Here is a 12,143-nt window from a genome sequence, read left to right as displayed (position 1 = left end):
GTGATCGAATCCTCCCCGTCGGCGCTCGCTGGCGCCGACTCCTTCGCCGCAGGCTGCGACGACTTCGCCACGAGCGTGTCGCGCCGCACCGCGATCCGCTCCGCGCTCGGCATCGGCCTCGGCCTCGTGGCCGCCTCGGTGTTCGGCGACGCGTTCGTCGAGACCGCCTACGCGTCCGGCGGGAAGAAGGCGGACCGCGTGCTCGTCGTGCTCTCGCTCCGCGGCGCCGCCGACGGGCTCTCGCTCGTGGTGCCGCACGCCGATCCCATCTACTACGCGGCACGCCCCAACATCGCCGTGCCGAAGGACAAGCTGTTGGCCGGCGACTCGCAGTTCGGCCTGCATCCGGCGTTCGCGCCGATCCTTCCGCTCTGGAAGGCGGGACGCGTCGCCGCGATCCATGCCACCGGTCAGGCGGTCACGACCCGATCGCACTTCGCCGCGATGGAAGAGGTCGAGGATGCCGATCCCGGCTCGCAGGCCCGGGTCGGCTGGCTGAACCGGCTCGTCTCGGTGAGGGCCGGCGGAGCCAGCGACACGACCGCCTTGCAACTCGGCGAGACGGTGCTCGCGACCCAGTTGGCGGGACCGGCGCCCGCGGTCTCGACGGCGGGCCTCGCGAAGCTGAAACTCGTCGGTCCGGGCGGCAGCGACGCCGCGGGATGGGAGGCGGCGCTCACCGGGTTGTGGGCCGATGCACCGGATGCCGTTGCCGGCGGCGGCGGGAGAGCACTCGCGGTCGCGAAGTCCTATGCCACTGCGCGCGACGCGACCGCGAGCACCGTCGAGTATCCGAAGGGGAGTCTGGGCGAGGCGCTGCAGGGTGCCGCGAAGGTCATCAAAGCCGACGTCGGCGCGGAGGTCATCACGATCGACCAGGGGTCGTGGGATCACCACCAGTGGGTGGGCAACCTCTCCAGCGGCAACCTGAAGAACATGGCCGATCCGCTGGGCAAGGGCCTCGCCGCCTTCTTCTCCGACCTCGGCGCTATGGACAAGAAGGTCACCCTCGTGACGATCTCCGAGTTCGGTCGGCGCGTGAAGGAGAACGGCAACGGCGGCCTCGATCACGGGCACGGCAACGTCATGTTCGTGCTCGGCGCCGGCGTCAAGGGCGGGTATTACGGCCGGTGGCCGGGATTGGAGAATACGCAGAACGCCGACCTCGCCGTGACGACCGACTATCGCGACGTGCTGAGCGAGGTGGTGGGGTCGCTGTACCCCGAGCGCAGCCTCGCGACGATCTTTCCCCAGTTCCAGCATCGGAAGCTCGGCTTCATGGCGCCCGTCGTCACCGGCGGCGACACCGGGCCGAGCACCCCGACCCTCAAGACGATGCCGTCGAGCTTCTTCTCGTCGTACGGGAAGCGGGCGGGTTCGAGTCGCGTCGGGTCGAAGGTTACGGCACCGGCACCGACGCTCACGTCGGCCGGCAAGAAGGCCAAGGTGAAGACGAGCTACCGCTGGGAGACGGTGAAGAACGGCACGGTGAAGAAACGCGGCACCCTCCGGTCGTTCCGGATTCCGACCTCATATCGCGGGTACGGGCTCCGCGTGCGGGTGACGTACACCGCGAAGGGCTACAAGCCGAAGACGAAGGTATTCACCTGGGGCACGGTGAAGAGCAAGAAGTAGTCACGCTCGGTCATTGAGCGAGGGAGCGGAGCGACCGAGACGAAACGTCGTGAGGAATGCATGTCATCGTTTCGTCTCGCTGCGCTCGCTCAACGACCGGTGATCACGCGGTGACGAAGATGTGGAGCCTAGGAGATTCGAACTCCTGACATCCTGCTTGCAAAGCAGGCGCTCTACCAACTGAGCTAAGGCCCCGAGGGGTGTTTACGGTGGGGCTACCAGGACTTGAACCTGGGACCTCTTCATTATCAGTGAAGCGCTCTAACCGCCTGAGCTATAGCCCCGTCTGGAGACCGGCGCCAGCGCCGTCAACCTCCAAGACTTTACCCGAATCGTGCGGTAATCCGAAATCCGGGGGATGCCGTGAATGTCAGTTCGAGGTGAAGCCGACGAGCAGGCCGCCGGTGACCTTCACCATCAGGTTGTAGATGCCGGCGACGACTGCGCCGAGCACCGTCACGACGATGAGGTTCAGGATCGCGACGATCGCGGCGAACGCCATCACCTGCGGGAGGTTGACCACCTCGGTCAACACGAAGGCGCCATCGGTGAACGCATCCAGCAACTCATCGAGCTGCGTCAGCAGGCTCGTCGTCTGCAGCACGAGGAAGATGAGGAACACGGAGACGAGCGTCACGATCGCGAGAGCGACCGCCGCGAGGAAGGACAGCTTCACCGCCGACCAGAAGTCGACGTACACCAGGCGCAGGCGCACCTGCTTGGCGCTGGTCTTGCTGGACGATTTCTTCGCGAGCTTGTCGGCTACCGTGCTCATGCTTCAGTACTTTCCTCGGGGGTCTCGGGGGCTGCACCCTCCGGTGCGGCGGACCCCTCGGCGGCCTCTTCGGCCGGCGCGGAGTCTGCAGCTTCGGTCAGTCCACGCTCGCCGTTGCGGGCGATCGCGAGGATCCGGTCGTCGTCGTCGGGGCGGGCGAACACGACTCCCATGGTGTCGCGTCCCTTCGCCGGGACCTCGGCCACGGCAGAGCGTACCACCTTGCCGCTGGCAAGAACCACCAAGACCTCGTCGTCCTCCCCGACGATCAGACCGCCCGCGAGATCGCCGCGATCCTCGTTCAACTTGGCCACCTTGATGCCCAGGCCGCCGCGGCCCTGGAGGCGATACTGGTCGACCGACGTGCGCTTGGCGTAGCCGCCCTGCGTCACGACGAACACGAATCCTGCGTCACCCGCGACGGATGCCGACAACAGACTGTCGCCCTCGCGGAAGGTCATCGCCTTGACACCCTCCGTCGAGCGACCCATCGGCCGCAGCGAGTCGTCGGTGGCGGTGAAGCGCAGCGACATGCCCTGACGCGAGATCAGGAGGATGTCGTCGGTCTCGTCGACGAGCAGCGCGCTGACGACCTCGTCGCCCTCTTCCTCGTCCTGTCCACGCAGGCGGATCGCGATGATCCCGCCCTGGCGGTTGGTGTCGTAGTCGGAGAGGAAGGTCTTCTTGATCTTGCCGTCACGCGTCGCGAGCACGAGATACGTCGCGACCGTGTAGTCGCGGATGTCGAGGATCTGTGCGATCTCCTCGCCCGGCTGCAGCGCGAGAAGGTTCGCGACGTGCTGGCCCTTGGCATCCCGGCCGGCCTCCGGCACCTCGTACGCCTTGGTGCGGTAGACCCGGCCCTTCGTCGTGAAGAAGAGGAGCCAGTGGTGGGTCGTCGTCACGAAGAAGTGCTCGACGACGTCGTCGGCGCGCAGCTGCGCACCCTTGACGCCCTTGCCGCCGCGGTGCTGCGAACGGTAGTTGTCGCTGCGGGTGCGCTTGATGTACCCGTCGCGCGTGACGGTGATGACCATCTCCTCTTCGGGGATGAGGTCTTCCATCGACATGTCGCCGTCGAACCCGTGGAGGATGTGGGTGCGACGCTCGTCACCAAACTTGTCGACGATGCCGGTGAGCTCGTCGCGGATGATCTCGCGCTGACGCGACGGGGTCGCGAGGATGTCGTTGTAGTCCGCGATCTGCAGCTCCAGCTCGGCCGCCTCGTCGACGATCTTCTGTCGCTCGAGCGCGGCGAGTCGGCGCAACTGCATCGACAGGATCGCGTCGGCCTGCGCGTCGTCGATGTCGAGGAGCGTCTTCAGCCCTTCGCGCGCCTCGTCGACCGTGGGCGACCGGCGGATGAGCGCGATGACCTCGTCGAGCGCATCGAGCGCCTTGAGGTAGCCGCGGAGGATGTGCATCCGCTCCTCGGCCTTGCGCAACCGGAAGGTGGTGCGCCGGACGATGACCTCGACCTGGTGCTCGATCCAGTACGAGATGAAGCCATCGAGCGCGAGCGTGCGGGGCACGCCGTCGACGATCGCGAGCATGTTCGCGCCGAAGTTCTCCTGCAGCTGCGTGTGCTTGTACAGGTTGTTCAGCACGACCTTCGCGACGGCGTCGCGCTTGAGGACGATGACGAGGCGCTGGCCGGTGCGGTCACTCGTCTCGTCGCGGATGTCGGCGATGCCCGTGATCTTGCCGTCGCGCGCCAGGTCGCGGATCTTGATCGCGACGTTGTCGGGGTTCACCTGGTACGGCAGTTCGGTGATGACGAGGCACGTGCGGCCGTGGATCTCCTCGACGGCGACGACGGCGCGCATCGTGATGGAGCCTCGGCCGGTGCGCTGCGCCTCACGGATGCCCTTGGTGCCGAGGATCTGCGCGCCCGTGGGGAAGTCGGGGCCGTGGATGCGCGACATGAGCGCTTCCAGCAGCTCCTCGCGCGGCGCGTCGGGGTTCTCCAACGCCCAGAGGGCGCCGTCGGCGACTTCACGGAGGTTGTGCGGCGGGATGTTGGTCGCCATGCCGACGGCGATACCGACCGAACCGTTGACGAGCAGGTTCGGGAAGCGCGCCGGGAGGACCGTCGGTTCCTGCGTCTTGCCGTCGTAGTTGTCCTCGAAGTCGACGGTGTCCTCGTCGATGTCGCGGACCATCTCCATGGCGAGCTGCGCCATCTTGGTCTCGGTGTACCGCGGAGCGGCGGCGCCCTGGTTGCCGGGGGAGCCGAAGTTGCCCTGACCGTCGGCAAGCGGGTACCGCAGCGACCACGGCTGCACGAGACGGACGAGCGCGTCGTAGATCGCGCTGTCACCGTGCGGGTGGTACTGACCCATCACCTCGCCGACCACGCGCGCGCACTTGTTGAAGCTCTTGTCGGGACGGTACCCGCCGTCGTACATGCCGTAGATCACGCGGCGGTGCACGGGCTTCAGCCCGTCGCGCACATCGGGCAGCGCGCGCCCGACGATGACGCTCATCGCATAGTCGAGGTAGCTGCGCTGCATCTCGACCTGGAGGTCGACTTGGTCGATGTTGCCGTGGTTGTGCGCCGGCGTCAGGTCGGGGCGTTCTTCGTCAGTCATGTCTTCTCGTTCTTCCGGATCTGAGCGGCCGGGCTACCGGGCTCCGGGATGTTGATGTGCCGTTTCGACTCGTCGCGCTGCTCCTCGCTCAACGACCGGCGGGCCTGACCGGTCGTTGAGCGAGCGCAGCGAGACGAAACGCATCAGATGTCCAGGAAGCGGACGTCCTTCGCGTTGCGCTGGATGAAGCTGCGGCGCGACTCGACGTCCTCTCCCATCAGCACGGAGAAGATCTCGTCGGCCGCGGCCGCGTCGTCGATCGTCACCTGCCGCAGGGTGCGGGTGTTGTGGTCCATCGTCGTCTCCCACAGCTCCTTCGGGTTCATCTCGCCGAGACCCTTGTAACGCTGGATGCCGGAGTCCTTCGGCATCCGCTTGCCGTTCGCGAGACCGTCGGCCAGCAGCGCGTCGCGTTCGCGGTCGCTGAAGACGTACTCGTGCTCGGAGTTCGACCACTTGAGCCGGTACAGCGGCGGCATCGCGAGGTACACGAAGCCGGCCTCGATGAGACCGCGCATGTAGCGGAAGAGGAGCGTGAGCAGGAGGGTCGTGATGTGCTGGCCGTCGACGTCGGCATCCGCCATCAGGACGATCTTGTGGTACCGCGCCTTCTCGACGTTGAAGTCCTCGCCGATGCCGGTGCCGAAGGCGGAGATGATCGCCTGGATCTCGTTGTTGCCGAGCGCACGATCCAGGCGCGCCTTCTCGACGTTGAGCACCTTGCCGCGCAGCGACAGGATCGCCTGCGTCTCGGGGTCGCGGCCGCGGACGGCCGAACCACCGGCGGAGTCACCCTCGACCAGGAAGATCTCGCTGATCGACGGATCCTTGCTGGTGCAGTCCTTGAGCTTGTCCGGCATCGACGCAGACTCGAAGACGCTCTTGCGGCGCGCGGTCTCACGGGCCTTGCGGGCTGCGAGGCGTGCGGTGGCCGCGTCGAGAGCCTTCGTGATGACGCGCTTGGCCTGCGCGGGGTTGCGGTCGAGCCAGTCGGTGAGCTGATCGCCGACGATCTTCTGCACGAACGCCTTGGCTTCGGTGTTGCCCAGCTTCGTCTTGGTCTGACCCTCGAACTGGGGCTCCGACAGCTTCACCGAAATGACGGCGGTGAGACCCTCGCGGATGTCGTCGCCGGTGAGGTTGTCATCCTTCTCCTTGAGGATGCCCTTCTCTCGCGCGTAGCTGTTGACCTTCGTCGTCAGTGCCGCACGGAAGCCTTCCTCGTGCGTGCCGCCCTCGTGCGTGTTGATCGTGTTCGCGAAGGTGAAGACGTTCTCGGTGTAGCTGGTCGTCCACTGCATCGCGAGCTCGAGCGAGATGTGGCGGACGGTGTCCTCCGACTCGATCTCGATGATCTCCTCGTTGACCACGTCGGCCTTGCGCACCTTGTTGAGGTATTCGACGTAGTCGACGAGACCGCGCTCGTAGAGGAAGTCGTCGTGGGGCTGCTTCGAGATCGCCGTACCGTCGTCGCCGTCGACGATGTACGCCGAATCGGGGCGCTCGTCGCTCAGTGTGATGCGGAGACCCTTGTTCAGGAACGCGGTCTGCTGGAAGCGGGTGCGCAGCGTGTCGTAGTCGAAGTGCACGGTCTCGAAGATCGTGTCGTCGGGCCAGAAGGTGACGATCGTGCCCGTGTCGTCGGTGGCCTCACCCTGCGCGAGCGGCGCGTCGGGCTTGCCGCCGTCGGCGAACGACTGACGCCACACGTGACCCTGGCGCCGGATCTCCACCTCGAACCGCGTCGACAGCGCGTTGACGACCGACGAGCCGACGCCGTGGAGACCGCCCGAGACGGCGTATCCGCCGCCGCCGAACTTGCCGCCGGCGTGCAGCACCGTCAGCACGACCTCGACGGTCGACTTCGTGGGATCCGACGAGTGCGGATCGACGGGGATGCCGCGGCCGTTGTCGAAGACGCGGAGGGCGCCGTCTTCGAGGATCGTCACGTGGATGGTGTCGCAGTATCCGGCGAGAGCCTCATCGACCGCGTTGTCGACGATCTCGTAGACCAGGTGATGGAGACCGCGCTCACCGGTGGATCCGATGTACATACCGGGGCGCTTGCGGACCGCTTCGAGGCCCTCGAGCACCTGGATGGCATCCGCCCCGTACTCGTTCGGAACCTTTCCCGTCGATTTCTGAGGGTCTTCCTCGGGAACGATGTCGGGGTTTTCAGACGTCATAGGTTTCGAACACTCCAGATCGGATTCACGCTCGTTCCAGTCTAGTCGGCCCGAGGTGCATTTCGGCGTCCAAACGGCGCTGTGCCGCCCTGAAATCGTTCGGGATGCTCCCGGACGTGGCTCATCCGTAGGTATCGCGTGGACCGCGGCCTGGAACGGCTCTGGGGCCCCATTTCCAGGAGGGGACGTCGGGACCGATGAAGCGGACGTTGTCGACACCGGCATCCGGGAATCGACTCATCAGTTCGGTGACGATCGCGCCGCGCATGAGCTGGAGGTTCTTGGCCCACGCCGTCGAGTCGCACTGCACCGTCAGGAGACCGTCGGCAAGCGCGACCGGCGATGCGTGGCGCGCGGTCTCCTCGCCGGCGACCTCGGCCCACTGGAGCACGAGGTCTTCCCGCGCCAGCTGGGAGTTCCAGCCGGCCTGTCGCGTGAGGTCGGCGAGGGCGTCGCCGATCCCCTTCGGATCCCGTCCCGGCGTGAACGGCTGGTTCTCGTCGTCGTCGTCGCGCCGGCGACGTCGGCGCTTTCCGCGGGGAGACGGCTCGAGACCCCGGAGGCGCAGGTAGGTGGCCATCGTCTCGGGGACGGATGCCGGATCGTCGTCAACCATCGACGCCCTCGCGGATCGTGTCGCTCTCCCGGATCGTGCCGGCCTCGACGTAGACCGTCCGGGCGCGCAGAGCCTCGGGCACATCCGCCTCGACCGCGGCGGTGACAATGACCTGTTCGAAGTCGGCGACGACCCCCGCCAAGCGGGCGCGGCGATCGGCGTCGAGTTCGGCGAAGACGTCGTCGAGGATGAGCACCGGATCGCCGAGGAGCGACTGCTCCCGCAGCAGCTTCGCGGAGGCGAGCCGCAGCGACAGGGCCACCGACCACGATTCGCCGTGCGACGCGTAACCCTTCACGGGAAGGCCGCGCACCCGCAACATCAGATCGTCGCGGTGCGGCCCGACGAGAGTGACGCCGCGCTCCAGCTCCGCGGCGCGCTTGGACCGGAGCACGGCCCGGAACGCGTCTTCGACCTCGGCCGTCGTGCGCGTCGCCCGCGCCGAGTCGGTCGCCGCCGCGCTGTCGGGCGTCACGGCATCCGTGTCGTCGTCATCGGATCGCGCGCCGTCGATGGTCAGGGACCACTCCGCCTCCGGGCGGTGGTCGGCGCCGGCGATCGTCGTATAGGCCTCGGCGAGCGGCTCGGCGAGGTCGGCCGCGAGGGCGAGCCGGGCACGGATCACCTGCCCGCCGAGCTGAACGAGCTTGTCGTCCCAGACGTCGAGGGTGGACAGCTCTTCGCCCCGGATGCCACGGGCTCGCGCTGACTTGAGAAGTGCCGTGCGCTGCTTGAGCACTCGGTCGTAGTCGGCGAGCACGGCCGACATGCGCGGCGCGCGCTGGATGAGGAGCTGATCGGCGAACCGGCGGCGCGACGACGGATCACCACGGACGATCTGCAGGTCTTCCGGCGCGAAAAGGACGACGGCGGCGTAGCGGGGAAGCTCGGCCGACTTCACGGCAGAGCCGTTGACCCGCGCTTTGTTGGAGCCCGAACGGTTGAGCTGCGCTTCGAGGATGACCGTGCGCTCACCGTGCGCGAGCCGGGTGCGGACGATCGCGGCATCCGCACCGTCGCGCACCATCGGCGCGTCGTGCGAGACGCGGTGGGAGCCGAGCGTCGCGAAGTAGCCGATCGCCTCGGCGAGGTTCGTCTTGCCCTGCCCGTTACGACCGACGAAGACGTTGGTGCCGGGGAACAGGGTCACGTCGGCGGCCGCGTAATTGCGGAAATCCACCAGACTGAGCTGCTCGACGATCACCCCGCCAGCCTAGTTCGGGCGTGCGACGCGAGACGCAGAGATTCCCCCCTGTCCCCCGGTCGTTGAGCGAGCGAAGCGAGGCGTGATCCCTCGGTCGTTGAGCGAGCGGAGCGAGCCGAAACGCAGAGCCGAGACGCAGAGCCTCAGCGCAGCAGGAGGTTCGGCTGCAGGAGGTACTTGAAGCTCTCCGGCGTGCCCGAGGTCTGCGGCGTGATCAGGACCGGGCTCAGCTTGTTCGCGTTCTCGCTCGACGTGAAGGTGACCCGGGCGAACTCGCTCTTGACGGCGCCGAGCGCTTCGAGCAGGTACTGCGGGTTCAGGCCCAGAGTGACCTCTTCGCCGGTGAGGGTCGCATCGACGGACTCGCTGGCTCGCGCCTGCTCGGTGCCCGACGCGTCCATCGAGACGCCCTCGTCGGTGAACGTGAACCGCAGCGGTGCGGAGCGATCGAGCACGAGCGCCACTCGACGCACCGCTTCGACCAGGTCTGCGGTGTTGACGACGGCGTAGTGGTCGGTCTGCTCGGGGAACAGGCGACGGACCGGCGGGAAGTTGCCCTTGATGAGGAGCGAGGTGACGGTCTTGTTGCCGGCGGTGAACGCGATGATCTCGCGATCGCCGGATCCCGAGAACGCCACCTGGATGTCGCCCGAGTGGGCGAAGGTCTTGCCGACCTCGGTGAGCGTGCGCGCCGGAACCAGTGCGGTCGTGGCTTCTTCGGCGGACGAGGTGGTCGTGCCGGCATCCCACGGGATCTGGCGCAGCGCGACACGGTAGCGGTCGGTCGCGACGAGGCTCAGCTCGTTGCCGGCGACCTCGAGCTGGACGCCGGTGAGGACGGGAGTGACGTCGTCACGCGATGCGGCGAACGCGACCTGCGCGATGGCGGTGGCGAAGTCTTCGGCCGGGACGAGGCCGGCGTCACCGGAGACCTCCGGGATGGCGGGGTACTCCTGGACCGGCATCGACGCGAGTGTGAAGCGCGCGGAACCACAGGTGAGGACGATTCCGTTTTCTTCGTCCTGCTCGATCTGAATCGGTGCGTTCGGGAGACGGCTCGCGATCTCGGAGAGAAGACGACCGTGGACCAGGATCGTGCCCGGCTCGTCGACGGTGGCCTCGATCGTCGTGCGCGCCGACGCCTCGTAGTCGAAGGCGGCCAACGACAGGCCTGCTTCGGATGCCTCGATGAGAACACCGGCGAGGATGGGCTGCGGGTTTCGCTGCGGAAGGAGCTTCACGACGAACGAGACGGCCTCGCTGAACACGTCGCGATTCACGTGGAACTTCACTGGGGCTCCCTTGGGGTCGTTGAAGGCTCTCCCATGCTAGTGCCCTGTGCGCGACGATCCGGAAGGAGTGTGCGCGGATGAGCCGGTCGGGCCCCACTCACACCTTTCCCGCTCGAGGTGATCGAACGGGCTTCATAAAGAGAGATATCTGTCATGGTGTTAACCGCTGTGGAAAGTGTGGATAACTCGGCGGATCCCTCTCGGAGAGCGGGAACCACACGCGTGTAAGTTGTGGGCGAGCTGCGGAAGGCCCGTGGGGAGTGGGATCCCGGCATCCGTGTTCGATGGTCCGTCATCCACAGGAGAGTCGGATCCACTCACATTCACTCGACATAGACGTGTAGTTATCCACAGGCTGTCCACACTGTGCAGAACGCGCATAATGGCCCGTGCCAGCGTCGCGTGTCAAGCGCGGGTCGAGGAATATGGTGCGTCGGCGCATGCCGGACGCGTCACCGGCCGACGCGACCGAGTTGCGTCGTGATCTCGGAGACCTGGTTGTAGATCGAGCGGCGCTCCTTCATGAGCTCGCTGATCTTCTTGTACGCGTACATCACAGTGGTGTGGTCGCGATTGCCGAACAACTGACCGATCTTCGGCAGCGACAGGTTCGTGCGCTCGCGACACAGATACATGGCGATCTGCCGTGCCGTGGCCACCGACTGCGAACGGCTGGAGCCGTAGAGGTCGTCGACGGAGAGGCGGAAGTACTGTGCCGTGGCGGTGATGATGTCGGTGGGCTGGATGACGTTGGCGTCGTCCTGGTCGACGATGTCGCGCAGCACCGTCTGCGCCAACGAGATATCGAGCGTCGAGCGGTTGAGGTTGGCGAACGCCGACACCCGGATGAGCGCACCCTCGAGTTCGCGGATGTTCGACGAGACCTTCGTGGCGATGTACTCCAGCACCTCGTCGGGAACGAGCAGCCGTTCCGACTGCGCCTTCTTGCGGAGGATCGCGATACGTGTCTCGAGGTCGGGCGCCTGCACGTCGGTGATGAGGCCCCACTCGAACCGGCTGCGCATGCGGTCTTCGAAGCCGGTGAGGTGGCGAGGCGGCACATCGCTCGTGATGACGACCTGCTTGTCGTGATCGTGCAGCGTGTTGAACGTGTGGAAGAAGGCTTCCTGGGTCTCGGCGCGCCCCTGCAGGAACTGGATGTCGTCGATCAGGAGGATGTCGACGTCGCGGTACCGGGCCTGAAAGGCGGATCCGCGGTTGTTGGCGATCGAGTTGATGAAGTCGTTGGTGAACTCCTCGCTCGACACGTACCGCACGCGGATGCCCGTGTAGAGGCTCAGGGCATAGTCGCCGATCGCGTGGAGGAGGTGGGTCTTGCCCAGACCGGAGTCGCCGTAGATGAAGAGCGGGTTGTAGGCCTTCGCGGGGGCTTCGGCGACGGCGACCGCAGCGGCGTGGGCGAAGCGGTTGGACTGCCCGATGACGAAGTTGTCGAAGGTGTACTTCGGGTTGAGGCGCGTGTCGTTGCGCGAAGGAAGAGAGACGGGCTCGCTGTAGTCCTCGATGGGCGGCCGGCCGACCGGGGATGCCGGTGCGGTCGCAGCCTGCACCGGCACCGGCGCGGTCAGGTGCGAGTCGGCGATCTCCGGATTGACGACGACGCGGAAGGTGGACGCTCCCGGTTCCGCATCGACGTGGGCCAGCGCTTCCATGATGGGCGTGCGCAGACGCTTGTTGAGCTGCGCGGCGGTGAGGTCGTTGGGGACATCGAGATACAGGGTGCCGCCCATGACGCCCTGCGCAACCGCGAGATTGAGGAAGCCCTGCAGCTGCGGCGTGACGCGGTCGTCGACGCGGAGCACGTCGAGGACAGCCGACCAGAC

8 protein-coding genes and 2 tRNA genes are annotated in these 12,143 nt (G+C 66.6%); 1 reads left to right on the top strand and 9 read right to left on the bottom strand.

Features of this window, described 5'->3' with window-relative positions:
• On the top strand, positions 1-1,635 hold the full coding sequence (locus tag ACSQ18_RS00050; protein WP_436035022.1) for a DUF1501 domain-containing protein: 1,635 nt from the start codon (positions 1-3) through the stop codon (positions 1,633-1,635).
• A 122-nt stretch (positions 1,636-1,757) separates the two neighbouring features.
• Here ACSQ18_RS00050 and ACSQ18_RS00045 read toward each other — a convergent pair.
• The 9 genes from ACSQ18_RS00045 to dnaA all read right to left on the bottom strand — a co-directional run bounded on the left by ACSQ18_RS00045 (position 1,758) and on the right by dnaA (position 12,122).
• Positions 1,758-1,830, bottom strand: a tRNA-Ala gene (locus ACSQ18_RS00045).
• Positions 1,831-1,845: 15 nt separating this feature from the next.
• A tRNA-Ile gene (locus ACSQ18_RS00040) sits at positions 1,846-1,919 on the bottom strand.
• A gap of 86 nt (positions 1,920-2,005) precedes the next feature.
• Complete coding sequence (locus tag ACSQ18_RS00035; protein ID WP_436035020.1) at positions 2,006-2,410, bottom strand: DUF3566 domain-containing protein; 405 nt, start codon at positions 2,408-2,410, stop codon at positions 2,006-2,008.
• On the bottom strand, positions 2,407-5,001 hold the full coding sequence (gene gyrA, locus ACSQ18_RS00030) for a DNA gyrase subunit A (RefSeq protein WP_436035019.1): 2,595 nt from the start codon (positions 4,999-5,001) through the stop codon (positions 2,407-2,409). The genes ACSQ18_RS00035 and gyrA overlap by 4 nt, the downstream gene beginning before the upstream one ends.
• Positions 5,002-5,144: 143 nt before the next feature.
• Complete coding sequence (gyrB, locus tag ACSQ18_RS00025; RefSeq protein ID WP_436035017.1) at positions 5,145-7,187, bottom strand: DNA topoisomerase (ATP-hydrolyzing) subunit B; 2,043 nt, start codon at positions 7,185-7,187, stop codon at positions 5,145-5,147.
• A 121-nt stretch (positions 7,188-7,308) separates the two neighbouring features.
• Entirely contained in the window at positions 7,309-7,803 is a 495-nt protein-coding gene (locus tag ACSQ18_RS00020; RefSeq protein ID WP_144806730.1) for a DciA family protein, read from the bottom strand.
• Positions 7,796-9,007, bottom strand: a complete 1,212-nt coding sequence (recF, locus tag ACSQ18_RS00015) for a DNA replication/repair protein RecF (RefSeq protein ID WP_436035015.1) — start codon at positions 9,005-9,007, stop codon at positions 7,796-7,798. Before recF ends, ACSQ18_RS00020 begins: the two co-directional genes overlap by 8 nt.
• A gap of 143 nt (positions 9,008-9,150) precedes the next feature.
• The gene (gene dnaN / locus ACSQ18_RS00010) at positions 9,151-10,299 is read right to left on the bottom strand and encodes a DNA polymerase III subunit beta (RefSeq protein ID WP_436035013.1); all 1,149 of its coding nucleotides are present in this window, start codon (positions 10,297-10,299) and stop codon (positions 9,151-9,153) included.
• Between the two features lie 452 nt (positions 10,300-10,751).
• Positions 10,752-12,122, bottom strand: coding sequence for a chromosomal replication initiator protein DnaA (dnaA, locus tag ACSQ18_RS00005; RefSeq protein WP_436038368.1), 1,371 nt, complete (start codon positions 12,120-12,122; stop codon positions 10,752-10,754).
• Positions 12,123-12,143 lie beyond the last annotated feature (21 nt).

It is taken from the genome of Microbacterium sp. LjRoot45 (assembly GCF_964253325.1).
Taxonomy (GTDB): domain Bacteria; phylum Actinomycetota; class Actinomycetes; order Actinomycetales; family Microbacteriaceae; genus Microbacterium.
This window is presented reverse-complemented; position numbering and strand designations above follow the sequence as displayed.